We start from the raw sequence: 23,433 nt of genomic DNA on the forward strand, positions 1-23,433 counted from the left end.
GTAAGCCATAGTTCTCTCCTGTAAATGGGAAGTCTTAACAGGCGGCCGTCGCGGCGAAGCCTGTCTGTAAAATGAGAGTCCCACTGTTCCAGGAAAAGATAAATGGTGTGAAATGAATATGACTATTCAATATGCATCAATAATTAAATGCAGAAAAGCGCTTTTTTAGCGTAAAAATAGCCAATGCAGCGAGGAATGCACCGTAAAAGATTACATTAGTTGACAGTTTTTACAATAATAAGGCGGTATGATGAGCCACCCTTTTTCCGGCGGATTTACTGCGACAAACTATGGATCGTCTGGCTGCACTGCAACTCTTTACCCGTATTGTTGAACTGAACAGTTTCAGCCAGGCGGCCGATACGCTGGGGATCCCACGTGCAACGGCCACCCACGCCATCAAGGCACTGGAGGCCCGGCTCCAGGTGCGATTGCTTGAACGCTCGACACGTCATGTTCGGCCCACCCTGGACGGGAATACGTTCTATAAGCGCTGCGTACAAATCCTGTCGGATCTGGATAATGCAGAGTCATCCCTGCGCCATATAGCGATCAATCCCCGAGGGATCTTGCACGTGGGAATGCATGGTATTCATGCGGCACATATTGTCCTGCCTGAGATCGATACTTTCCACACGCGCTATCCTGATATTGAGCTGGTTATCAGCAGTGGCGATCGGTTAGCCAACCTGATCCCTGAGGGGATTGATTGTGTCATCCGGGCGGGAGAGCCCAGAGATTCCAGTCTGGCGGCGCGCCGACTGGCTGTTATGCCGCAACTCATTTGCGCCAGCCCACGTTACCTGCGCCGTTTCGGCACGCCCACGCATCCTGATCAACTGGCATCCCACCAGGCTGTCAGGTTTTTTGCCAGCAGTGGGGCATCAGACTATCCGGTTGAACTGTTTGTCGGGGGACAACGTCGCAGCTTTGAGACTGGCGGCTGGTTGTCGGTGAACGATGCCGGGAGCTATGTCAGCGGAGCGATGCAGGGCTGCGGGTTAATCCAACTTCCTCGCTTCCATGTTGAAGATGCCCTGTTCGACGGCGATCTGGTTGAAGTTCTGAAGGGATGGAAAAGCCCCGATATGCCTGTTTCAGCGCTCTATCCTCATCAACGACAGCTTTCCCAACGCGTGCGGGTTTTTATCGACTGGCTCAGCCCGCTATATGAAAAAAAATTTGGCCCATTGAGCACGGTTAATGATACCGCAGGTTAATGGCTATATGACGTTTTCCATTCTTACACAGGCACATTACGCGTATGCTGTTGCCCACGTTTTTATTCTGTTTTAAAGGAATGCCCTGATGAAATGGGGACTGAAAAGAGTACTGAAAAGTGAAGCAACGGGCGGCGTGGTGTTAATCATTGCCGCGGCGGTGGCGATGATCCTGGCGAACAGCGCGGCAAGCCAACAGGCCTATCACGCGTTACTGGCTATGCCGGTTGAGTTTCGCTTTGGCTCGCTTGATATCAGCAAAAATCTGCTGCTGTGGATCAACGACGCGCTGATGGCGCTCTTTTTCCTGATGATTGGCCTTGAGGTTAAGCACGAACTGGTTTCAGGCTCGCTGGCCACGCGGCAGCGCGCGATGTTTCCACTGATTGCCGCCATTGGCGGCATGGCAATGCCGGGCGCGATTTATACGCTTCTTAATCATAACGATCCGCTGGCCATACATGGCTGGGCGATCCCCACCGCCACCGATATCGCTTTCGCACTGGGCATTTTAGCCCTGCTTGGCAGTCGCGTTCCGCCTGCGCTGAAGATGTTTTTGATGGCGCTGGCAGTGATTGACGATCTTGGCGCCATTCTGATCATCGCCTTCTTTTATACGCAGGATCTCTCTCTGGCGTCGCTGAGCGTCGCGGCGGGGGCGGTAGCGGTGCTGGCATTGCTGAATCGCCTTGGCGTGCGCAGCGTGGCGGTTTATATGCTGGTTGGCATTGTGCTGTGGGTGGCGGTACTGAAATCAGGTATCCACGCGACGCTGGCGGGCGTCATTGTGGGCTTCTTCGTCCCGATTGAAAAACAAAATGGCCATTCGCCCGCCATCCATCTTGCTCATGGCCTGGCGCCGTGGGTGGGCTGGCTGATCCTGCCGTTATTCGCTTTTGCCAATGCGGGTGTGACGCTGAGCGGCGTGTCGCTGGACGGTCTGGTTTCTGCCGTGCCGCTCGGCATCATACTTGGGCTGTTTGTCGGCAAACCGGTGGGCATTACGCTGATTTGCTGGCTTGCGGTGAAAACAGGCATTGCTGCGCTGCCGGAAGGCACCAGAATGCGCGACATCGCCGCTATCGGCGTGCTTTGCGGCATTGGTTTTACCATGTCGATTTTCATTGCATCGCTGGCGTTTGATGCCGCTCATGAAGAGATGGTCACGCTGGCGAAGCTCGGCATTCTTACCGGGTCCATCGTTTCTGCGGTGGTGGGCTACGTGCTGCTGCGGATAAAACTTCGCTGAGAGTATTCAGGCTGGCTCTTCAGGAGCTGGCCCGTTACTGAATGGCGGACATAAAAAAAACCGGCAAAGAGCCGGTTTCCTTTCAAAGCCGATTAACAGCTGGCGATTAAGCCAGTTTGTTGATCTGTGCAGTCAGATTTGATTTATGACGTGCCGCTTTGTTTTTGTGGATCAAGCCTTTAGCAGCCTGACGGTCCACAATTGGTTGCATTTCATTAAATGCGTTCTGCGCAGCCGCTTTATCGCCAACAGCGATAGCCGCGTATACTTTCTTGATAAAAGTACGCAACATTGAACGACGGCTAGCGTTTTGCTTACGACGCTTCTCAGACGTTACGGCGCGTTTCTTAGCTGATTTGATATTAGCCAAGGTCCAACTCCCAAATAGTTCTATGAGGACAATTCAAAGGCCGAGGAATATGCCTCTTCCGCCCCAGGTTGTCAATGGATTTGTGCAAATAAGCGCCGCTGAAATGACGACGCCTGGTTACGTTTTGATGGCGCAAGATTCTACCAGCTTCGGGCTGGCGAATACAGCTTAATCATAATAAAAATGAGAATGCCGCACGCAGGCCGCTTCTGTGGCATAAAATGCCCCGTAAAGCCGCATTCGCGGGTTAATTTTCATCGCTGTACAAGGTATAATCCGCCGATTTCCACCCAACTGAGCCAGCCATGAAGTTTATCCGCGGGATACATAATCTCAGAGAGCAGCATCGAGGCTGCGTGCTGACTATCGGCAATTTTGATGGCGTGCATCGTGGCCATCAGGCGCTGCTGGCGCGACTGTGCGAAGAGGGTCGCAGGCGAAACCTGCCGGTCATGGTGATGCTGTTCGAACCGCAGCCGCTTGAGCTGTTTGCCGCCGGTAACGCGCCCGTGCGCCTTACCCGGCTGCGGGAGAAACTGCGCTACCTCAGCGAAGCGGGCGTGGATACCGTTCTCTGCATTCGTTTCGATCGCCGCTTCGCTGAGATCGACGCGCAGAGTTTTGTGAACGACCTGCTGGTAAATAAGCTGGGCGTGAAGTTTCTTGCCGTGGGTGATGATTTCCGCTTTGGCGCTGGTCGCAAAGGCGATTTCCTGTTATTACAGGAGGCGGGCGCCGCACACGGCATGGACGTTATCAGTACGCAAACGTTCTGCAATGACGGCAAGCGCATCAGCAGCACGGCCATCCGTCAGGCGCTGGCGGATGACAACCTCGAACTTGCGGCCTCGCTGCTGGGCCATCCCTTCAGCATCTCGGGCCGCGTGGTACACGGCGACGCGCTGGGCCGAACCATCGGTTTTCCTACCGCCAATTTGCCGCTCAAACGTTATGTTTCGCCGGTAAAAGGCGTGTATGCCGTTGAGGTTCGCGGCATTGCGTCGCATCCGCTGCCCGGCGTGGCAAACATTGGGACGCGTCCTACCGTTGCCGGTATGCGTCAGCAGTTGGAAGTTCACCTGCTGGACGTTGCAATCGACCTGTATGGTCGCCATATCGAGGTGGTGCTGCGTGAAAAAATACGAAATGAGCAGCGTTTTGCTTCACTTGACGCGCTTAAAGAACAAATTGCTAAAGATGTGGTGAGCGCCCGGACTTTCTTTGGGTTGAAAACACCGATTTAAACAGAATCGAAATACGGAACTGAGAATCTGATGAGTGACTTTAAATCTACCCTGAATTTGCCGGAAACCGGGTTCCCGATGCGTGGCGATCTGGCCAAACGCGAACCGGGCATGCTGCAACGCTGGTATGATGACAACCTGTACGGCATCATTCGCGAAGCCAAAAAAGGGAAAAAAACCTTTATCCTGCACGATGGCCCTCCCTACGCCAACGGCAGCATTCATATTGGTCACTCAGTTAACAAAATTCTGAAAGATATTATCGTTAAGTCCAAAGGCCTGGCGGGTTTCGATTCGCCCTACGTGCCGGGCTGGGACTGCCACGGCCTGCCGATTGAGCATAAAGTTGAACAGATGATTGGCAAGCCGGGCGAAAAAGTCACTGCCGCCGAGTTCCGTGAAGCCTGCCGCAAATACGCTGCGGAACAGGTCGACGGGCAGAAAAAAGACTTTATCCGCCTTGGCGTGCTGGGCGACTGGGATCGTCCCTATCTGACGATGAACTTTAAAACCGAAGCCAATATCATTCGCGCGTTGGGCAAAATCATCGGCAACGGCCATCTGCACAAAGGCGCCAAGCCGGTGCACTGGTGTATGGACTGCCGCTCCGCGCTGGCCGAGGCCGAGGTTGAGTATTACGACAAAATGTCGCCGTCCATCGACGTGATGTTTAACGCCACCGACGCCAGCGCCGTGCGCGCAAAATTTGGCGCCGACAGCGTTAACGGCCCGATCGCGCTGGTTATCTGGACCACCACGCCGTGGACCATGCCCGCTAACCGCGCCATCTCTCTGCATCCTGAGTTTGATTATCAACTGGTGCAGATTGACGGTCGCGCGCTGATCCTGGCTAAAGACCTGGTTGAGAGCGTGATGAAGCGTGCCGGTATCGCCGAATGGCAGGTATTGGGCGAAGCGAAAGGCGCCACGCTGGAGCTGATGACCTTCGCGCACCCGTTCCTTGACTACGCCTCGCCGGTGGTGATGGGCGAACACGTAACGCTGGATGCCGGTACGGGAGCGGTGCATACCGCGCCGGGCCACGGCCCTGACGACTACGTTATTGGTCAAAAATACGGTCTTGAAACGGCCAATCCGGTTGGCCCGGACGGCTGCTATTTGCCAGGAACGTATCCGGGGCTGGACGGCGTCAACGTGTTTAAAGCCAATGACAGCGTGGTTGAACTGTTACGAGATAAAGGCGCGCTGCTGCATGTGGAAAAAATGCTGCACAGCTATCCGCACTGCTGGCGCCACAAGACACCAATCATTTTCCGTGCCACGCCGCAGTGGTTTATCAGCATGGATCAAAAAGGGCTGCGTGCGCAGTCGCTTTCCGAAATTAAAAGCGTGCAGTGGATCCCGGACTGGGGCCAGGCGCGTATTGAATCAATGGTCGCTAACCGTCCGGACTGGTGTATCTCACGCCAGCGCACCTGGGGCGTGCCGATGGCGCTGTTTGTGCACAAAGACACCGAGCAGCTGCATCCCGATACGCTGGAACTCATGGAAAAAGTCGCGCAGCGCGTTGAGCAGGACGGCATCCAGGCCTGGTGGGATCTTGATGCGAAAGATCTGATGGGCGATGACGCAGAAAACTACGTTAAGGTGCCCGATACACTTGACGTCTGGTTTGATTCCGGCTCAACCAGCTATTCGGTTGTCGATGCGCGTCCTGAATTTGAGGGGCATTCGCCGGATATGTATCTGGAAGGCTCGGATCAGCATCGCGGCTGGTTTATGTCTTCACTGATGATTTCAACGGCGATGAAAGGCAAAGCGCCTTATCGTCAGGTGTTGACGCATGGTTTTACCGTTGACGGCCAGGGCCGCAAGATGTCGAAATCTATCGGCAATACGGTGTCGCCGCAGGATGTCATGAACAAGCTGGGTGGTGATATTCTTCGCCTGTGGGTCGCCTCAACGGACTATTCAGGCGAAATGGCCGTTTCCGATGAGATCCTCAAACGCTCCGCCGACGCCTATCGTCGCATCCGCAACACTGCGCGCTTCCTGCTGGCGAACCTGAATGGCTTCAACCCGGAAACCGACAGCGTCAGGCCGGAAGAGATGGTGGTGTTGGATCGCTGGGCGGTCGGACGCGCTAAAGCGGCGCAGGACGATATCATCGCTTCCTACGACCGCTATGATTTCCATGAAGTGGTGCAGCGTCTGATGCAGTTCTGCTCGATTGAGATGGGGTCTTTCTATCTTGATATCATCAAAGATCGCCAGTACACCGCGCAGCGTGACAGCCTGGCGCGCCGTAGCTGCCAGACCGCGCTGTTCTACATTGTCGAAGCGCTGGTGCGCTGGATGGCGCCGATCATGTCCTTCACGGCGGATGAGATCTGGAACGAACTGCCCGGCAAGCGTGCGCAATACGTCTTTACCGAAGAGTGGTTTGACGGGCTGTTTGGTCTCGCAGAAAACGAGTCAATGAACGATGCTTACTGGGCGGATCTGCTGAAGGTGCGCGGTGAAGTCAACAAGGTTATCGAGCAGGCGCGTGCCGAGAAGCGCGTGGGTGGTTCGCTGGAAGCAAGCGTTACGCTTTACGCCGAGGCCGGACTGGCGCAAAAACTGACCAGCCTGGGCGACGAACTGCGGTTTGTGCTGCTGACTTCAGGCGCGCAGGTGGCCGATCTTGAGCTCGCCACTGCCGATGCGCAGCAAAGCGAACTGCTGAAAGGTCTGAAAATTGCGTTGAACAAGGCCGAAGGCGAGAAATGCCCGCGCTGCTGGCACTACACTACTGACATTGGTCAGAATGCGGAGCATCCGGATATTTGCGGACGCTGTGTTACCAACGTAGCCGGTGACGGCGAACAGCGTAAATTTGCATAATGCGTAAACCTTTACTCTCAACCGGACTTCGCTGGCTGTGGCTGGTGGTGGTGGTGATCGTCGTCGACTTTGCCAGCAAGCAGTGGATCATGAACACGCTGCAACTGCATCAGTCGATGTCGATCATGCCGTTTTTCAACTTTTTTTATGCACACAACTACGGCGCGGCGTTCAGCTTTCTGGCCGACAAGGGCGGTTGGCAGCGCTGGTTCTTTGCCGGTATTGCGGTAGCCATTGTGGTCGCGCTGCTGGTGATGATGTATCGCACGCCAGCCAGTAACCGGTTAAACAACGTGGCCTATGCGCTGATCGTCGGCGGCGCGACGGGCAACCTGTTCGATCGTGCTTATCACGGCTTTGTGGTTGATTTTATCGACTTCTATGTCGGCAACTGGCACTTCGCGACGTTTAATATCGCTGACTGCGGCATCTGTATCGGTGCCGCGCTGATCGTGCTGGAGGGCTTTCTCAGTCCGTCCGGCAAACGTGCAAAAAATTAAGGGCAGGTCATGACGGATTCTGTACAGCATGACAGCGCAGTACTGGTGCATTTCACGCTGAAGCTGGAAGACGGCTCCACGGCGGAATCGACGCGCGATAATGGCAAACCGGCGCTGTTCAGCCTTGGCGACGGCAGCCTGTCGGACGCGCTGGAAGCGGAACTGATCGGTCTGCGCCAGGGTGAGAAAAAAGCCTTCTCGCTGGTGCCGGAGGCGGCTTTTGGCCTCACCAGCCCCGATTTGATCCAGTATTTCTCCCGCCGTGATTTCACCGAAGCGGGCGAGCCGGAAATCGGCGCGATTATGCTGTTCAGCGGCATGGACGGCAACGAAATGCCAGGGGTGATCCGCGAAATTTCCGGCGACTCCATCACCGTAGATTTTAACCATCCGCTGGCCGGACAGACCGTTCATTTTGACGTTGAAGTGCTGGAGATCGATCCGGCGCTGGAGGCAACCAATGCAAATTCTGCTGGCTAATCCTCGCGGCTTCTGCGCGGGCGTTGACCGCGCCATCAGCATCGTTGAGCGCGCGCTGGAGATGTACGGCGCGCCGATCTACGTTCGCCACGAAGTGGTGCACAACCGCTACGTTGTTAACAGCCTGCGTGAGCGCGGCGCAATCTTCATTGAAGAGATTACAGAAGTGCCGGACGGCTCAATCCTGATTTTCTCCGCGCACGGCGTTTCTCAGGCGGTACGCGCTGAAGCAAAAGCGCGCGATCTGACCATGCTGTTCGATGCAACCTGTCCGCTGGTCACAAAAGTGCATATGGAAGTGGCGCGTGCCAGTCGTAAAGGCACCGAGGCAATCCTGATTGGTCATGCGGGGCACCCTGAAGTGGAAGGCACCATGGGCCAGTACAATAACCCGAAAGGGGGCATGTACCTGGTTGAGTCGCCCGCCGATGTCTATAAGCTTCAGGTTAAAGATGAGGCGAACCTCTGCTTTATGACGCAAACCACGCTGTCGGTCGATGATACTTACGAGGTCATTGATGCGCTGCGCGACCGTTTTCCGAAGATCGTCGGGCCGCGCAAGGACGATATCTGCTATGCCACCACTAACCGGCAGGAAGCGGTGCGCACGCTGGCGAAGGATGCCGACGTGGTGCTGGTGGTGGGCTCGCGTAACTCCTCTAACTCCAACCGCCTTGCGGAACTGGCGCAGCGCGCCGGTAAGCTGGCCCGCCTGATCGACTCTGCGGATGATATTCAGGAAGAGTGGGTGAAAGGCGTAAGCTGCGTTGGCGTGACGGCTGGCGCCTCCGCGCCGGACGTGCTGGTGCAGGAGGTGATCCAGCGGCTGCGTGACTACGGCGGCGATGTGGCGATTGAACTGATTGGTCGCGAAGAGAATATTGTTTTTGAAGTGCCGAAAGAACTGCGGGTCGACGTACGCGAAGTGACCTGACAGCGGCTTTTATTAAAAATGCCGGAAGGTTAACGCCTTCCGGTATTTTTTTGCCGGTACAGTAGCAAAAGAAGACGACAAACGGCCAAATGCTATGAAAAGGCGGGGTTTGCCTGTTGAGACAATGCTGGCCAACAGTGTCGCTTCGCTCCTCTTTTTATTATCCGGTAAACAGCCCCAGCGCCGTGCCTGCTGCTGCCAGAGCCAGCAGCAAGAGCATCGCTTTCACCGGCGACAGGGCGCGTTTTGCCATCAGAAACCAGATGCCAATGACCACGCTGAGCGGCAGCAGTTGCGGGAAAATACCGTCCAACATCTGCTGAACATGAATGTTGACGCCGTCCCGTGTGATAAATTCCAGGCCGGTGCCGAGTTTCACGTAACTTGCCGCTACGCCACCCATCACGAAAACACCCAGCAGCGACAGCGCTTCGCGCAATCGGTTTGATTGACTGCTTACCAGCATCTCAACCGAGCCAGAGCCCATGTGGTAGCCTTTTAAAAACAAAAACCACGAGCCTGGCAGGATAATTGCCAGCCACGCCACGCAATAAAACAGCGGGCCGAGAAGGCTGCCGCCCGCGGCGAGCGCCATGCCGATGCTGAGCAGAATAGGGATCAGCATGCCGGGGATCATGGAATCGCCAATACCCGCCACCGGCCCCATCAGGCCAACTTTCAGCGTGTTGATCGTCTCGCCGTCGATAGGCTCACCGTTGGCGCGTTTTTCCTCCAACCCCAGCACCATGCCGTTAACAATTGCGCCTAACTGCGGTTCAACGTTATAAAAAGAGGCATGTCGTTTCAGCATCTCCTTACGTTCCTGCTCATCGGGATAGAGCTTCTTCGCGGCCGGCATCATGCTCAGGCAAAAGCCAAAGGACGCCAGTCGTTCAAAACTCATCGATGAGAGGCTATACATCATCCAGCTGCGCCAGCAACGGCGCAGATCCCGGCGGTTTAGTTTCCGTTCTTCCATCAGAATTCTTCCTCTTCATCACCCGGTTTCATCATGCCTGTCGACCGGGGCTCTGGTTTATAGTTGTAATGGATCAGCGCCAGCAGACTGCCCACCACCACCAGCGCCACCATATTCAGCTTGAGAAACACGATGCAGATAAAGCCCACCAGAAAGTAGATCAGCATGCTGTAGTTTTTGATGATCTGCTTTAGCAGAATGGCGATGCCTACCGCAGGCAGAATGCCGCCAAGCACGTTCATTGTCGACAAAACCAGCTGCGGCAGGCTTTCCATAAACCCGTTGATATAGCGTGCGCCGTAATAGACTGCGATAAAGGTGGGTATGAAGCGCATCAGAAAGTTGGTGATCTGCGGCCAGACAGCACTATTGAGGTAAACCCCCCGCTCATCGCCTTTTTCCAACGCCATGTCGGCGCGGTGGTTCCACCATGAGTTCAGCACCAGCATGGCGTTAAACAGTACCGTACCGGCAATACCAATTGTGGCGGCCAGCGCCACCGCCACTTCCGGCCCTTTATCAGAGAGAATGCCCAGCGCAATCGCGGGAAAGGCGACGAAATTCAGATCGGCAGGCATCGATCCGCCAGGCGTCACCATAGCAATGTAAACGGCCTGCACGGCCACGCCAACAATGATGCCGGTTTGCACATCGCCAAGAATTATGCCGACCAGCATTCCCGAAACCAGCGGACGGGTGAGCAGATACCAGCCGCCGGTAAGGCCAAAAAGCCAGGGCGTGCTGAGCGCGCCAAGGTAACAGAGAATACCGATGAGTATCGCTTCCAAAGCCATAGCGGCCTCCTTATTTTATTTTTTGCCGGGCATCCTGCCAGCGGTAGCTACCGGCGTCAGGCACCAGACGAAACTCAATCTGATGTCCGCGCTGCGCCAGATAGTCGAATGCCGTCGCCTCGTCTGCCGTGACGGCCTGGTTAGGGCCGATAGTGGTTGTGCTGGCGCGAGCGCTCATGGGCCCGACGTTAATTTTTTTATTCATGTTTTGCAGGCTGATGCCCGCTTCCTCAATACGCTTCAGGGTAAGCGGCGATTTGCCAATCACGAAGTAGCGTTTCTCGCTGGCGATAATTTTGGGCAGCTTTTCAATCGCCGTCGCGGTATCGAACAGCCAGATTTTGATGTCCTGCATCGCACCTTTCATGACGGATGAGAGCAGCGGATCGGCGGCGACGCCATCATCAATCGCAATAATGCCATCGCACGGCAGCTCTTTGGCCCAGCGGGTAACCAGTTGTCCGTGGATCACACGGTCGTCGATGCGTACAAAAGAAATACTCATAGTGACCTCTTAAAAGTCGTCAGATTGCGTGGTTTCAACCGGTCGCGCCTGTACGGTCGCTTCTTTCGCCAGCGATAACAGCTGTGCGGCAGCCTGTTCAACGTTCGTCATTGATTTCAGATCGTCGCTTTCCAGCAGCATAGGAAAATTAACGCCGCTCAGTACCGCTACGGGCGGCGAAGTATCAGTATTGAAAGCATGATGACAGGCGATATTCCATGGCGTGCCGTTCTGAAGATCGCAAAGCACCAACACGCCATCGGTTCCCTGACCGGCCTGGCGCAGCACGGCGGTAAACTCATCCCGAAAATCATTGATGTCTTTTGTTTCGCCAAGCGTGACCGGAAAAACGTGCGGCAGTTCGCCATAAACCATTCGCGCGCTGGCTAACAGCGCCTCAGCCAGCGGGCCGTGCGTAGTGAGAATCACATTTATCATTGTTACCCCCTGACCCAGGCTTTCATGGTAGCGAGTTGCTTTCCTGCACTGCTGCCATAAGGTGAAATGCGGTATTCGCCCACCGCAGCCGGAACAATAAAGGTTTCGGCATAGTGGACGACAAAAGGCTCAAAGGCGTTTTCCGGACTCTCGACCAGCGCCTCGCTGCCCTCGACTAAATTGAGGACATTGACGCCGCCGCAGGTATGGTGCGTGACCGGTTTAGTGAACCAGTGTCGGCGGGTTTCAATAAATTCGCGTGCGTGCAGGCCGGTACGTTCTTCCCGCCAGCCATCGCCTTCGGCGATCTGCTCGACACGGTTTATCAGATGCTCGCTGACCCACTCGCTATCCCGCTGCCAGTCGATAACCTGTGCGCCATGCTCCAGATGCACGGGACGCGGCAGGCCGTCCAGTCCCACTCTTCCCCAGTCCCAAAGTTTGAAGGTGAAAATATAGGGCGTCGCGCTGATCTCCAGCACCACCGCGCCCTGGCCGGAGCAGTGCACCGTCCCTGCCGGGATGAGGAAGTGATCGTGTTTGCGTGCCGGAAAGCGATTAATAAATTTTTCATCATCAAACGCTTTTTCACCGCGCTGCGCACATGCCAGGTCATCCAGCATTGCCTGCGGATCGATGCCGGTTTTGGTACCGAGAAAGACCTCAGCGTGCGGTTCTGCCTCCAGCAGGTAGTAGCTTTCATCCTGTGTGTAGTGCATGCCGAAATTTTGCTGGATATAGTTGGTCAGCGGATGAACCTGAAGACTCAGGTTCTGGCCGCCGATAGTGTCGAGAAAATCAAAACGGATGGGGAACTCTGCGCCAAAACGACCGTGAACCTTTTCACCCAACAGCGGGCGGGGATAAAGCAGCACCAGGTCCTGGGAGGGGATCTCGATGCGTACGTCGCCGACACGCAAAAAAAGGCTGTTCTCCTCGGGTACACAGTCAAAACACCATGCGTAATTAGGCGCCGAGGGATCGAGATCGAACTGGTTCTTCATCCACTGGCCTCCCCAGACGCCGGGATCGAAGAAGGGCACCACCCGAAATGGGTGCCGCGCAGTTTGCCGTAGCGCCTCACGTAACGCTTCGCCGGTAATTAATGCGGGATCGTTCTGCTGGTTTGTATCAAGCAGAAAGTCGGTGCGCCGAAGCAGCGGTGTTTTGTAACGGTCAAACACGCGCCACTCGATAAAGAAAGCGCGCTTGTAGCGACGCAGGAGATCTTCATGGATGTTGTCAGCGCCCCAGTTGCCCAGTTCACCGCGTCGGAATCGCTGCTGAATCTCCCAGCGCGCCAGATCGGCATAAACCAGCACGTCGCCCGAATGGACGAGCGCGGCACCTGAGCCATATATCACCACCAGGCCGTCCTGCACCGCCTCCGCCTTTCGTTGAAGCTGCGCCAGCGTCATAGTGGAGAAGAAATCGGTGAGCTGGTGACAGGAAAGCAGGCCAAAAACCCGATCGTCGGTCAGGTTAAATGCCAGCAATTCACTCAGGGACGTTTCGTCCTTACGCGCCTCTTCAACGTTGATTATCAGCACCGGATCAAGATGCGCGATAAGCTGCGTCACTATTTCATCAAGGCGAACGCCGGGATAGCAATCGATAACCAGCACCCTTTTTGCTGAACATTGTGCAAGCTGGTCACGTAAACGCTGTCTGGTGGCTGACCAGCCCCGGCAGGCATGATGATTAAACCCTTTAATACGGACTTCCGGATATTTGTCATAAGCACTATTTTTCATCACAGGCTCCTTATTGTATTCTGCGGGTAAGATTAATCGATTAACCTCTTTTGAAAAGAGTGGTTAATCGCATTAACCACCTAATTTCAGTGATTATTTTCAGCTCATTTGATGGGGTTGAGGTTTTTTATGGAAAAAAAGTGGCGATTAAGTTATTCGATTAACCTTAAGTCCGGGTAAATGAAAAGGAGAAGAAATGACTTCCGTAACGCTTGCACAAGTAGCAGAAAGGGCGGGTGTTTCATCCGCAACGGTGTCAATGGTACTGCGGAATCAGGGACGTATTTCTGCCGCCACACGACAACGCGTGCTGGCCGTGCTGAAAGAGATGGGATATGTCTACAACCAGACGGCCGCAAACTTGCGGAACCGCAGCAGTAATCAGGTTGGGCTGCTGTTGCACGATATTACTAATCCTTTTTATAGCGAAATGACGGCAGCTCTGAGTCATGAAATGGAGCGCCACAATCTGCTGCTGTTTCTGGCAAACAGCGAAGAGTCCGGCCAGCGTCAGCAAAAATTTGTTGATTCACTGATGCGTAATAACGCCTGCGGCATGTTGCTTTGCGCCGCGCGAGGCACTTCTCCGCTCTTTTTCGACACGCTGAAGCGACATAACATTCCTGTCATTATGGTGGTACGGCCGCTGGATGATGTGGATTTTGATTTTGTCGGCACCGACAATTTTCTCGGCGCCCAGCTTGCCACCCGGCATTTGCTGCGTCTTGGCCATCGTCACATCGCTTTTATTGGCGGCAGTGAGGGATCAACCAGTCGGGCACAGCGTATTGGTGGCTATACAAGCCGGCTTCTGGAGCAGCATATCGCGCCAGTCGCTGACTGGATTGTGCCGTCGCAGGCGTCGCAAAGTGACGGCGCTCGCGTCTCTGAAGACCTGTTCCGTCGCTTTCCACAGATTACCGCTGCCGTCTGTTATCAGGATATTGTGGCGCTGGGCGTTATGCAGACGCTGCGTAAGCTGGGGCGAGCGCCCGGCAAAGATTTCGGGCTAATCGGCTTTGATGATATTACCGAAGCGTCGCTGGTTCAGCCTGCGCTGACAACCATCTCCGTCGCGGCAAAGGAGATTGGTCGTAAGGCGGGTGAGCTGCTTTACAGCCGCATTCAGGGTAATGACGAGCCGCCAAAACGTATTATTTTGCCGCCTGCGTTAGTGGTACGCGAGTCATGTGGTTTTGGTCAGGTATAGTCCCTGAGCAATAAAAGCGTTAATCCATCCTGTTAATAGCAGGGTGGATTTGATGGTAAATATTAATGGTCGCGCTTTTCCGCTGGCTTTAAAGGCGCGTTAAATGTTTTCATTAGGGATTGCCTTTATTCTTCTCGCAGTAGGTGGCTGGAGAATCAACTCAGGGATATATCATGAATGATAAAACAATTCGCATTGCCATCGTGGGCGCAGACGGCCGGATGGGGCGTCAGCTGTTACAGGCAGTGGCAGAGACGAAAGGCGTCGGGCTTGGCGCAGCGGTGGTAAAACGTGGCTCGTCGCTTGTCGGCGCGGATGCGGGTGAACTGGCAGGCAGCGGTGCGTGTGGCGTTCGTATCGTTGATAATCTGCCTGCGGTCGCATCGGACTTTGACGTACTGATTGACTTCACCCGACCTGAAGCCACGCTGGACTACCTCTCTTTCTGTCGCCAGCACCGCAAAGCGATGGTGATTGGCACTACCGGTTTTGATGAGGCGGGTAAAGCCGCCATAAAAGCAGCCGCTGAAGAGATCGGCATCGTATTCGCTGCCAATTTCAGCGTAGGCGTTAATCTGGTACTGAAGCTGCTGGAAAAAACCGCCAAAGTAATGGGCGACTATGCGGATATTGAAATTGTTGAAGCGCATCATCGCCACAAAGTTGATGCGCCGTCAGGCACCGCCCTGGCAATGGGAGAAGCCATTGCCGGTGCGATGGACTGGACGTTAAATGAGCACGCCGTGTACGCGCGAGAAGGGCACACCGGCGAGCGGGCGGCGGGCACCATCGGTTTTGCCACCGTCAGAGCGGGCGATATCATTGGCGAACATACCGCCATGTTTGCCGATATTGGCGAGCGGGTTGAGATAACGCATAAAGCGTCAAGCCGAATGACTTTTGCGAAAGGCGCCGTTCGTGCAGCGGAGTGGGTTTTAGCGTCAGAAAAAGGACTTTATGATATGAAAGATGTGCTTAATCTGGATGATTTATAGGTTTTATTTTTTTGTAACCCGCTGAGGCTACAACAGGTTGTAGCCTTAAAATTTTATAAAACCTGTTCTATTGCTATTTTATTTTCAGGGCGGTATTAATCCTCTTTTTTACTGGTTTTTTTCTTTGTCAGCCCTGCTGGTCGGGCCGTTCCTCCTCTTTTTGTCTGTTTTATACCACTATCACACTCTTTTTCTCGCGCAATCGATTTTATCCGTAGGTATTCTGCCTCTTTCAGCGGTAATCTGAGCATAATCCGCCGGGCCTGCTAAAAAACAGAGAAAAAACGCTGCGCAGGCTGGACAACGACAGAGGTGATCATTAGAATGCGCGCAATTTGCCAAAAATCGAGATTCAGGCGGTTTTTGCGTTGATTTCAGGCTCTCACCTGAATTAATATGCAAATAATGTGACTGTTTATTCTCAGGAGGACGTTTTGATTAAGTCAGCGCTATTGGTTCTGGAAGACGGAACCCAATTCCACGGTCGGGCCATCGGGGCAACGGGGACGGCAGTGGGGGAAGTCGTTTTCAACACGTCAATGACCGGTTATCAAGAAATCCTCACTGATCCTTCCTATTCCCGCCAGATTGTCACTCTCACTTATCCCCATATTGGTAACGTCGGCACCAACGCCGCTGATGAAGAATCTTCCAGAGTTCATGCGCAGGGCCTCGTTATCCGCGATTTACCGCTGATTGCCAGCAACTTCCGCAATGAAGAGGGGCTCTCGGACTACCTCAAGCGTAATAACGTTGTGGCTATCGCCGATATCGATACGCGTAAGCTGACCCGCCTGCTGCGGGAAAAAGGCGCGCAAAATGGCTGCATTATCGCCGGTGACGCGCCGGATGCCGCGCTGGCGCTGCAACAGGCACAGGCATTTCCTGGCTTAAAGGGCATGGATCTGGCAAAAGAAGTTTCCACGCGTGAAACCTACCGCTGGCAACAGGGGAGCTGGACGCTGGCGGGCCTGCCCGCCTCTGCCGATGAGGCGGCGCTGCCGTTCCACGTGGTGGCTTATGATTACGGCGTGAAGCGCAATATTTTGCGCATGCTGGTCGATCGCGGCTGCCGTTTGACCGTTGTTCCGGCGCAGACGCCTGCCGCCGACGTGCTGAAGATGAATCCCGATGGCGTTTTCCTGGCAAATGGCCCCGGCGATCCTGAGCCGTGCGATTACGCTATTACGGCGATCAAAACCCTTCTTGAAACCGATATTCCAGTTTTTGGTATCTGTCTGGGGCATCAACTGCTGGCGCTGGCCAGCGGCGCGAAGACCGTCAAAATGAAGCTGGGCCATCACGGCGGCAACCATCCGGTTAAAGATCACGATAACAATACCGTGATGATTACCGCACAAAACCACGGCTTCGCAGTGGATGAGTCAAATTTGCCGGCAAACCTGCGCATTACCCATACGTCGCTGTTCGACCACACGGTGCAGGGTATTCATCGTACCGATAAAGCCGCCTTCAGTTTTCAGGGACACCCGGAAGCCAGCCCCGGCCCGCACGATGCCGCACCGCTGTTCGATCACTTTATCGAACTGATCGAAGCTTACCGTTCAACCGCGAAATAATCAGGAGCGAGAAAATGCCAAAACGTACCGACATAAAAAGTATCCTGATCCTTGGCGCTGGCCCCATTGTGATCGGCCAGGCCTGCGAGTTTGACTATTCGGGCGCCCAGGCGTGTAAAGCGCTGCGCGAAGAGGGTTATCGCGTCATTCTGGTTAACTCCAATCCCGCCACCATCATGACCGATCCCGATATGGCCGACGCAACTTACATCGAGCCAATACACTGGGAAGTGGTGCGTAAAATCATTGAAAAAGAGCGTCCTGACGCGGTATTGCCAACCATGGGCGGCCAGACGGCGCTGAACTGTGCGCTGGAGCTGGAGCGGCAGGGCGTGCTTGCCGAGTTTGGCGTCACGATGATCGGCGCGACGGCAGACGCCATTGATAAAGCGGAAGATCGCCAGCGCTTCGATAAAGCCATGAAGAAAATTGGTCTGGAAACGGCGCGTTCCGGTATCGCACACACCATGGAAGAGGCGCTGGCGGTGGCCGCTGACGTTGGTTTCCCGTGTATTATTCGCCCCTCTTTCACCATGGGCGGCACCGGCGGCGGTATCGCCTATAACCGTGAAGAATTTGAAGAGATTTGCGAGCGTGGCCTGGATCTCTCACCAACCAATGAGCTGCTGATTGACGAGTCGCTGATTGGCTGGAAAGAGTATGAAATGGAAGTGGTGCGCGACAAAAATGATAATTGCATTATTGTCTGCTCCATCGAAAACTTTGACGCGATGGGCATCCATACCGGCGACTCCATTACCGTGGCGCCTGCGCAGACGCTGACCGATAAAGAGTATCAAATCATGCGTAACGCCTCGATGGCGGTGCTGCGTGAAATCGGCGTGGAAACCGGCGGATCGAACGTGCAGTTCTCGGTCAATCCGGAAAACGGCCGCTTAATCATCATCGAGATGAACCCGCGCGTATCGCGCTCGTCGGCGCTGGCGTCAAAGGCGACCGGCTTCCCTATTGCGAAAATCGCCGCCAAGTTGGCCGTGGGCTACACGCTTGACGAGTTGATGAATGATATCACCGGTGGCCGGACTCCGGCATCGTTCGAACCTTCTATCGACTACGTCGTGACCAAAATTCCACGCTTCAATTTTGAAAAATTTGCGGGTGCCAATGACCGCCTGACGACGCAGATGAAGTCGGTCGGAGAAGTGATGGCGATTGGCCGCACCTTCCAGGAGTCGATGCAGAAAGCGCTGCGCGGGCTTGAAGTGGGCGCCGCAGGCTTTGATCCGAAGGTTGACCACAACGATGCCGAGTCGCTGACCCATATCCGCCGGGAGTTGAAGGACGCGGGCTGCGATCGCATCTGGTATATCGCTGATGCTTTCCGCGCGGGCATGTCCGTTGACGGCGTGTTCAACCTGACCAACGTTGACCGCTGGTTCCTGGTGCAGATTGAAGAGCTGGTGCGCCTGGAAGAGCGCGTAAGCCGCGAAGGCATTAATGGCCTGACGAAAGACTTCCTGCGGGATCTGAAGCGTAAAGGCTTTGCCGATGCGCGACTCTCCACGCTGGCGGGCGTTGCCGAGGCGGAAGTACGCAAATTGCGTGAGCAGTACAATCTGCATCCCGTTTACAAGCGCGTTGATACCTGCGCCGCCGAATTCTCTACCGACACCGCCTACATGTACTCCACTTATGAAGAAGAGTGCGAGGCGAACCCCAACCAGGATCGTGAAAAAATCATGGTGCTGGGCGGCGGGCCAAACCGTATCGGCCAGGGTATTGAGTTTGACTACTGCTGCGTGCACGCCGCGCTGGCGCTGAGCGAAGACGGTTTTGAAACGATAATGGTTAACTGTAACCCCGAAACCGTTTCCACCGATTATGACACCTCCGACCGCCTCTACTTTGAGCCGGTAACGCTGGAAGACGTGCTGGAAATCGTGCGCATTGAGCAGCCGAAAGGCGTCATCGTGCAGTACGGCGGCCAGACGCCGCTGAAGCTGGCGCGCGATCTCGAAGCCGCTGGCGTACCGATTATCGGCACCAGCCCGGATGCCATTGACCGCGCGGAAGACCGCGAACGTTTCCAGCAGGCGGTGGATCGCCTCGGTCTCAAACAGCCCGCTAACGCCACCGTCACCACTACGGAGCAGGCGATTGAGAAAGCCCTGCTGATTGGCTATCCGTTGGTGGTGCGCCCTTCCTACGTGCTCGGCGGCCGCGCGATGGAGATCGTTTACGATGAGGTCGATCTGAAACGCTACTTCCAGACGGCGGTGTCGGTTTCCAACGATGCGCCGGTGCTGCTGGATCGCTTCCTGGATGACGCGGTGGAAGTGGACGTTGACGCCATCTGCGACGGCGAACGCGTGTTGATTGGCGGCATTATGGAGCATATCGAGCAGGCGGGCGTGCACTCCGGCGACTCGGCCTGTTCTCTGCCTGCCTATACGCTGAGCGCTGACATTCAGAACGTCATGCGTCAGCAGGTGGAAAAACTGGCCTTTGAGCTCTGCGTTCGCGGCCTGATGAACGTGCAGTTTGCCGTGAAGGATAACGAGGTTTACCTGATTGAGGTTAACCCACGCGCGGCGCGTACCGTGCCGTTCGTCTCCAAAGCCACCGGCGTGCCGCTGGCGAAAGTGGCCGCGCGCGTGATGGCCGGTAAATCACTGGCGGAGCAGGGCGTGACTGAAGAAGTTATTCCGCCCTACTATTCGGTGAAGGAAGTGGTGCTGCCGTTCAACAAATTCCAGGGCGTTGATCCGATTCTCGGCCCGGAAATGCGCTCAACCGGTGAGGTGATGGGCGTGGGACGCACCTTCGCTGAGGCGTTCTCTAAGGCGATGCTGGGCGCGCAAAGCAACATGAAGAAAAGCGGACGCGCGCTGCTGTCGGTTCGCCAGGAAGACAAAAAGCGTATTGTTGACCTGGCGGCAAAGCTGCAAAAACTGGGCTTTGAACTTGACGCCACCCACGGTACGGCCGTGGTGCTGGGCGAGGCGGGCATCAATCCGCGCCTGGTGAACAAAGTGCATGAAGGCCGCCCGCATATTCAGGATCGCCTGAAGAACGGAGAGTATGCCTATATCGTCAATACTACGGCGGGACGCCAGGCCATTGAAGATTCAAAGCTGATCCGCCGCAGCGCGCTTCAGTACAAAGTGCACTATGACACCACGCTGAACGGCGGCTTTGCCACGGCGATGTCGCTCAATGCAGATCCAACGGAACAGGTGATTTCGGTGCAGGAGATGCACGCGCAGATACAGCGGTAATGTGTGACTGGCCCCGCTTCGGCGGGGTTTTTTTCAGGAAATAAAACATTTCTTGTTACAACTATGTCAGTTTTGTGACAGTGTTAATAGCAAGCGCCAGCGGGTTTCCTTAGTATTGAAAGTGATACTGATGTCTCACTTTTAATGCCTATGCTGGAACCCTTATGAAAAAAATCCTGTTAACCTCACTGATCTGCGCTTTCACCACCCAGCTTGCCTTTGCGGCAAAAGACGTCACCACAAAACCCGACGTCTATTTTCTAAAAGAATCCCAGAGCATTGACAGCCTGGCGCTACTGCCGCCGCCGCCGGCAATGGACAGCATCGATTTCCAGAATGATAAAGCACAGTATGACGTGGGCAAAATGCTCAGGAATACGCCGCGCGGCAAGCAGGCATGGAAGGATGCCCACGTTGCCGGTGATGGCGTAGCGGAAGCGTTATCCGACGCGTTTGGCATGGCGATCAGCAAAGAGAAAACCCCGGAAATCTATCGGCTGGTGATGAAAATGCGTGAAGATGCAGGGGATCTGGCGACGCGCGGCGCAAAAGAACATTACATGCGCATCCGGCCTTTTGCCTTCTACAATGAGCCAACCTGCCGCTCCGACGAAGAGAGCAGCCTGTCTAAAAATGGCTCTTATCCGTCAGGTCACACCACCATTGGCTGGGCCACGGCGCTGGTACTGGCAGAAATAAATCCTGGCCGCCAGGCGGAAATTTTCAAACGCGGCTACGAAATGGGGCAAAGCCGGGTGATCTGCGGCTATCACTGGCAAAGCGACGTGACGGCGGCGCGCGTTGTGGCGTCGGCTATCGTGGCGCGCCTGCATGCGGAACCCGCTTTCAACGAGCAGTTACAAAAGGCGAAAGACGAATTCAAACGCGGTAACGCCTCCTGATAGTAAAAAAACCTGCCGCGGCAGGTTTTTTGCTTCTATGACAGCGCGACTTTTATGCCCAGCGCGATCAGCACGCCGCCGAGCAGCTTATCAACCAGCTTTTGCGCTTTCGCCAGTCCGCGACGCACCGGCGCGCTCTGAATCAATATCACCAGCAGCGGCCACCACAGGCAGGAGAGGGCAATAATAATGCCTGCGTACCACAGTTTTTCCCCAAAGCCGGAATGGACGTTAAGCACCTGAGTAAACATCGACAGAAAAAAAAGCGTCGCTTTAGGATTCAGCAGGTTACACAGATAGCCCTGCATAAACGCTTTCTTATAAGAGGTTGACTCCGCCTTCACGCCGCTGAGATCCATCTTGCCGCCTCCGCGTGAGAGCAGGGCCATCGCGCCGACGTAAATCAGATACGCTGCGCCGGCATATTTAAGCAGCATGAACAGCCACGGCGTGGTGGTGATCACCACCGCCAGGCCAGCCACGCAGTAGGTCATATGGGTGATGACGCCACAGATGACGCCCAGCGAAGTGACCAGCGCCGCGCTGCGACGATAGCGCGCCGCATTTTTGATAATCAGAAAAAAATCCGGGCCGGGGGAGAGCATCCCCAGCGTGGCAATCGTGGCAATAAATAAGCTGGTTTCTAACATGGTCACATCTGCGTTAAATCGAAAGACGGATCTTAGCATGGATGATGAATGATGTGCGGTGGATGGAAAAAATCAGCCTTTTTAACTTTGTGTAAAACGTCCGGTTTAGCTATCGACGAAAGTTTCGCCTTTACGTATGATGGCGCGAATTTTATCGCCTGTTGAGTGTTAATGAATGATTAGCTTTATTGCGGCTATCGCAGCCGATCGCGTGATTGGCATGGAGAACGCTATGCCCTGGCATCTTCCAGCCGACCTGGCGTGGTTTAAACGTAACACGCTGGGTAAGCCTGTGATTATGGGACGCCGGACATGGGAATCAATTGGCCGTCCTTTGCCCGGACGCCTCAATATCGTGATCAGTAGCCAGACAGGCGAAGCGGAAGGCGTAACCTGGGTGAGTTCCATCGACGATGCGCTGCTGGCAGCCGGTGATGCGGAGGAGATCATGATCATTGGCGGCGGCCGGATTTATGAGCAGCTTTTACCCCGCGCCAACCGGCTCTATCTGACGCATATTGACGTGGAAGTGGAAGGCGATACCACCTTCCCGGACTACGAGCCGGATCAATGGCAGTCAACTTTTAGCGAGTTCCACGACGCTGACGAGAAAAACAGCCACAGCTACTGCTTTGAGATCCTCGACCGCCGTTAGCAGAAGGGCGGAACTGTCTCCGCCCGCTGCTACTCTTCCAGCGCGCGCTCGCGGTTAGAAGGCTGCACGAAGAGGCGCTTGTCTTCCCAGCGCAGCATGGTCAGCGTTCCGCCCCAGCAGCAGCCGGTATCCAGACCGATGATGCCCTCGGGCGTGCCTTTGCCCTCCAGCGATGCCCAGTGACCAAAAATAATGGTGTACTCTTTTGACACCGGGCCGGGAATGGCGAACCACGGCTTCAGCGGCGGCGGCGCGGATTCCGGCGAGTCCTTGCAGATCATATCCAACTGACCATTGGGGAAGCAGAAGCGCATTCTGGTCAGCGCGTTGGTGCTGAAGCGCAGCCGCGCGAGTCCGGTCAGTTCAGGCGTCCAGTTATTCGGCATATCGCCATACATGGCATTGAGAAACAGCGGATAGGTATCGCTGGAAAGCACCGCCTCCACCTCTTTCGCGCAGATCTTTGCCGATTCCAGATCCCACTGCGGCGTGATCCCGGCGTGCGCCATCACCAGCTTCTTTTCTTCATCAACCTGAAGCAGCGGCTGACGGCGTAGCCAGTTAATCAGTTCATCGGCATCGTCTGCCTCCAGCAGCACTGAAAGGCGGTCTTTTGGCTTGTTACGACTGATGCCGGCGAAAACGGCCAGCAAATGCAAATCGTGGTTACCCAGGACCAGGCGAACACACTCGCCCAGCGAGCGCACAAACCGCAGTACCTCAAGCGAACCGGGGCCGCGCGCGACCAGATCGCCTGTCAGCCAGAGCGTGTCCTGAGTGGGATTGAAATCAACCTGCTGAAGTAAAGACTGAAGTTCGTCGTAGCAACCGTGGATGTCGCCAATTAAATACGTACTCATTAAGTCTGCCTGCGACAAGACGCCTGTG

Annotated in this window: 21 protein-coding genes; 13 read left to right on the forward strand and 8 right to left on the reverse strand. The window is 55.1% G+C overall.

Going from position 1 to position 23,433, the window contains the following annotated elements:
• The first annotated feature begins 290 nt into the window (after nt 1–290).
• Together FA91_RS02340 and nhaA are read left to right on the forward strand one after the other, a co-directional pair.
• Complete coding sequence (locus tag FA91_RS02340) at nt 291–1,220, forward strand: LysR family transcriptional regulator (protein ID WP_034912167.1); 930 nt, start codon at nt 291–293, stop codon at nt 1,218–1,220.
• Between the two features lie 88 nt (nt 1,221–1,308).
• Nucleotides 1,309–2,469, forward strand: coding sequence for a Na+/H+ antiporter NhaA (gene nhaA / locus FA91_RS02345; RefSeq protein WP_034912168.1), 1,161 nt, complete (start codon nt 1,309–1,311; stop codon nt 2,467–2,469).
• Between the two features lie 106 nt (nt 2,470–2,575).
• On the opposite strand, the gene rpsT is transcribed toward nhaA, so the two are convergent.
• Complete coding sequence (gene rpsT, locus FA91_RS02350; protein ID WP_034912170.1) at nt 2,576–2,839, reverse strand: 30S ribosomal protein S20; 264 nt, start codon at nt 2,837–2,839, stop codon at nt 2,576–2,578.
• 305 nt (nt 2,840–3,144) lie between these two features.
• Here rpsT and ribF point away from each other — a divergent pair, with 305 nt between their 5' ends.
• From ribF to ispH, 5 genes are read left to right on the forward strand one after another with little or no spacing between them, the layout of a single operon-like run.
• Nucleotides 3,145–4,083, forward strand: coding sequence for a bifunctional riboflavin kinase/FAD synthetase (gene ribF, locus FA91_RS02355; protein WP_034912172.1), 939 nt, complete (start codon nt 3,145–3,147; stop codon nt 4,081–4,083).
• 30 nt (nt 4,084–4,113) lie between these two features.
• Nucleotides 4,114–6,930, forward strand: a complete 2,817-nt coding sequence (gene ileS, locus FA91_RS02360; RefSeq protein ID WP_034912173.1) for an isoleucine--tRNA ligase — start codon at nt 4,114–4,116, stop codon at nt 6,928–6,930.
• Nucleotides 6,930–7,430, forward strand: a complete 501-nt coding sequence (gene lspA, locus FA91_RS02365; protein WP_197060467.1) for a signal peptidase II — start codon at nt 6,930–6,932, stop codon at nt 7,428–7,430. Before ileS ends, lspA begins: the two co-directional genes overlap by 1 nt.
• Before the next feature lie 9 nt (nt 7,431–7,439).
• Nucleotides 7,440–7,910, forward strand: a complete 471-nt coding sequence (fkpB, locus tag FA91_RS02370) for an FKBP-type peptidyl-prolyl cis-trans isomerase (protein WP_034912176.1) — start codon at nt 7,440–7,442, stop codon at nt 7,908–7,910.
• Entirely contained in the window at nt 7,891–8,844 is a 954-nt protein-coding gene (gene ispH / locus FA91_RS02375; RefSeq protein WP_034912178.1) for a 4-hydroxy-3-methylbut-2-enyl diphosphate reductase, read from the forward strand. Before fkpB ends, ispH begins: the two co-directional genes overlap by 20 nt.
• 160 nt (nt 8,845–9,004) lie before the next feature.
• Here ispH and FA91_RS02380 read toward each other — a convergent pair whose 3' ends face one another.
• The 5 genes from FA91_RS02380 to FA91_RS02400 are packed head-to-tail and all read right to left on the reverse strand — an operon-like array spanning nt 9,005 to nt 13,314.
• Nucleotides 9,005–9,823: a PTS system mannose/fructose/sorbose family transporter subunit IID gene (locus FA91_RS02380; protein WP_034912180.1), complete on the reverse strand. Its 819-nt coding sequence runs from the start codon at nt 9,821–9,823 to the stop codon at nt 9,005–9,007.
• The gene (locus FA91_RS02385) at nt 9,823–10,617 is read right to left on the reverse strand and encodes a PTS sugar transporter subunit IIC (RefSeq protein WP_034912182.1); all 795 of its coding nucleotides are present in this window, start codon (nt 10,615–10,617) and stop codon (nt 9,823–9,825) included. The genes FA91_RS02380 and FA91_RS02385 overlap by 1 nt, the downstream gene beginning before the upstream one ends.
• 10 nt (nt 10,618–10,627) lie before the next feature.
• A complete protein-coding gene (locus FA91_RS02390; RefSeq protein WP_034912184.1) occupies nt 10,628–11,122 on the reverse strand; it encodes a PTS sugar transporter subunit IIB in 495 nt (164 codons plus the stop codon).
• A 9-nt stretch (nt 11,123–11,131) separates the two neighbouring features.
• The gene (locus FA91_RS02395; RefSeq protein ID WP_034912185.1) at nt 11,132–11,560 is read right to left on the reverse strand and encodes a PTS fructose transporter subunit IIA; all 429 of its coding nucleotides are present in this window, start codon (nt 11,558–11,560) and stop codon (nt 11,132–11,134) included.
• Nucleotides 11,561–11,562: 2 nt separating this feature from the next.
• Nucleotides 11,563–13,314 (reverse strand): class I mannose-6-phosphate isomerase, encoded by a 1,752-nt coding sequence (locus FA91_RS02400; protein WP_034912186.1) that lies wholly within the window; start codon nt 13,312–13,314, stop codon nt 11,563–11,565.
• Between the two features lie 196 nt (nt 13,315–13,510).
• On the opposite strand from FA91_RS02400, the gene FA91_RS02405 reads away from it, so the two are divergent.
• The 5 genes from FA91_RS02405 (at nt 13,511) to FA91_RS02425 (ending at nt 21,240) form a co-directional block, all read left to right on the forward strand.
• Nucleotides 13,511–14,524, forward strand: a complete 1,014-nt coding sequence (locus FA91_RS02405) for a LacI family DNA-binding transcriptional regulator (protein ID WP_034912189.1) — start codon at nt 13,511–13,513, stop codon at nt 14,522–14,524.
• A gap of 173 nt (nt 14,525–14,697) precedes the next feature.
• Entirely contained in the window at nt 14,698–15,519 is an 822-nt protein-coding gene (gene dapB, locus FA91_RS02410; RefSeq protein WP_034912190.1) for a 4-hydroxy-tetrahydrodipicolinate reductase, read from the forward strand.
• A gap of 407 nt (nt 15,520–15,926) precedes the next feature.
• Entirely contained in the window at nt 15,927–17,099 is a 1,173-nt protein-coding gene (carA, locus tag FA91_RS02415; RefSeq protein WP_197060475.1) for a glutamine-hydrolyzing carbamoyl-phosphate synthase small subunit, read from the forward strand.
• Nucleotides 17,100–17,113: 14 nt separating this feature from the next.
• Complete coding sequence (gene carB, locus FA91_RS02420; RefSeq protein ID WP_034912196.1) at nt 17,114–20,338, forward strand: carbamoyl-phosphate synthase large subunit; 3,225 nt, start codon at nt 17,114–17,116, stop codon at nt 20,336–20,338.
• A 164-nt stretch (nt 20,339–20,502) separates the two neighbouring features.
• Nucleotides 20,503–21,240, forward strand: a complete 738-nt coding sequence (locus tag FA91_RS02425) for a phosphatase PAP2 family protein (RefSeq protein ID WP_034912197.1) — start codon at nt 20,503–20,505, stop codon at nt 21,238–21,240.
• A gap of 35 nt (nt 21,241–21,275) precedes the next feature.
• Here the strand turns inward: FA91_RS02425 and FA91_RS02430 are convergent, their stop codons facing one another.
• The gene (locus tag FA91_RS02430; protein ID WP_034912198.1) at nt 21,276–21,890 is read right to left on the reverse strand and encodes a LysE family translocator; all 615 of its coding nucleotides are present in this window, start codon (nt 21,888–21,890) and stop codon (nt 21,276–21,278) included.
• Between the two features lie 175 nt (nt 21,891–22,065).
• On the opposite strand from FA91_RS02430, the gene folA reads away from it, so the two are divergent.
• Nucleotides 22,066–22,545 carry a type 3 dihydrofolate reductase gene (gene folA, locus FA91_RS02435; protein ID WP_034912199.1) on the forward strand — a complete coding sequence of 160 codons (480 nt, stop codon included), beginning with the start codon at nt 22,066–22,068 and terminating at the stop codon, nt 22,543–22,545.
• Between the two features lie 29 nt (nt 22,546–22,574).
• Here the strand turns inward: folA and apaH are convergent, their stop codons facing one another.
• On the reverse strand, nt 22,575–23,405 hold the full coding sequence (gene apaH / locus FA91_RS02440) for a bis(5'-nucleosyl)-tetraphosphatase (symmetrical) ApaH (RefSeq protein ID WP_034912200.1): 831 nt from the start codon (nt 23,403–23,405) through the stop codon (nt 22,575–22,577).
• Nucleotides 23,406–23,433: the final 28 nt, after the last annotated feature.

It is taken from the genome of Erwinia sp. 9145 (genome assembly GCF_000745075.1).
GTDB classification, from domain to species: Bacteria; Pseudomonadota; Gammaproteobacteria; order Enterobacterales; family Enterobacteriaceae; genus Erwinia; species Erwinia oleae.

What these genes read in the sequence shown, in the direction of transcription:
- FA91_RS02340 (WP_034912167.1), top strand. Translation starts at nt 291, where the DNA reads ATGGATCGTCTGGCTGCACTGCAACTCTTTACCCGTATTGTTGAACTG.
- nhaA (WP_034912168.1), top strand. Translation starts at nt 1,309, where the DNA reads ATGAAATGGGGACTGAAAAGAGTACTGAAAAGTGAAGCAACGGGCGGC.
- ribF (WP_034912172.1), top strand. Translation starts at nt 3,145, where the DNA reads ATGAAGTTTATCCGCGGGATACATAATCTCAGAGAGCAGCATCGAGGC.
- ileS (WP_034912173.1), top strand. Translation starts at nt 4,114, where the DNA reads ATGAGTGACTTTAAATCTACCCTGAATTTGCCGGAAACCGGGTTCCCG.
- lspA (WP_197060467.1), top strand. Translation starts at nt 6,930, where the DNA reads ATGCGTAAACCTTTACTCTCAACCGGACTTCGCTGGCTGTGGCTGGTG.
- fkpB (WP_034912176.1), top strand. Translation starts at nt 7,440, where the DNA reads ATGACGGATTCTGTACAGCATGACAGCGCAGTACTGGTGCATTTCACG.
- ispH (WP_034912178.1), top strand. Translation starts at nt 7,891, where the DNA reads ATGCAAATTCTGCTGGCTAATCCTCGCGGCTTCTGCGCGGGCGTTGAC.
- FA91_RS02380 (WP_034912180.1), bottom strand. Translation starts at nt 9,823, where the DNA reads ATGGAAGAACGGAAACTAAACCGCCGGGATCTGCGCCGTTGCTGGCGC.
- FA91_RS02385 (WP_034912182.1), bottom strand. Translation starts at nt 10,617, where the DNA reads ATGGCTTTGGAAGCGATACTCATCGGTATTCTCTGTTACCTTGGCGCG.
- FA91_RS02390 (WP_034912184.1), bottom strand. Translation starts at nt 11,122, where the DNA reads ATGAGTATTTCTTTTGTACGCATCGACGACCGTGTGATCCACGGACAA.
- FA91_RS02395 (WP_034912185.1), bottom strand. Translation starts at nt 11,560, where the DNA reads ATGATAAATGTGATTCTCACTACGCACGGCCCGCTGGCTGAGGCGCTG.
- FA91_RS02400 (WP_034912186.1), bottom strand. Translation starts at nt 13,314, where the DNA reads ATGAAAAATAGTGCTTATGACAAATATCCGGAAGTCCGTATTAAAGGG.
- FA91_RS02405 (WP_034912189.1), top strand. Translation starts at nt 13,511, where the DNA reads ATGACTTCCGTAACGCTTGCACAAGTAGCAGAAAGGGCGGGTGTTTCA.
- dapB (WP_034912190.1), top strand. Translation starts at nt 14,698, where the DNA reads ATGAATGATAAAACAATTCGCATTGCCATCGTGGGCGCAGACGGCCGG.
- carB (WP_034912196.1), top strand. Translation starts at nt 17,114, where the DNA reads ATGCCAAAACGTACCGACATAAAAAGTATCCTGATCCTTGGCGCTGGC.
- FA91_RS02425 (WP_034912197.1), top strand. Translation starts at nt 20,503, where the DNA reads ATGAAAAAAATCCTGTTAACCTCACTGATCTGCGCTTTCACCACCCAG.
- FA91_RS02430 (WP_034912198.1), bottom strand. Translation starts at nt 21,890, where the DNA reads ATGTTAGAAACCAGCTTATTTATTGCCACGATTGCCACGCTGGGGATG.
- folA (WP_034912199.1), top strand. Translation starts at nt 22,066, where the DNA reads ATGATTAGCTTTATTGCGGCTATCGCAGCCGATCGCGTGATTGGCATG.
- apaH (WP_034912200.1), bottom strand. Translation starts at nt 23,405, where the DNA reads ATGAGTACGTATTTAATTGGCGACATCCACGGTTGCTACGACGAACTT.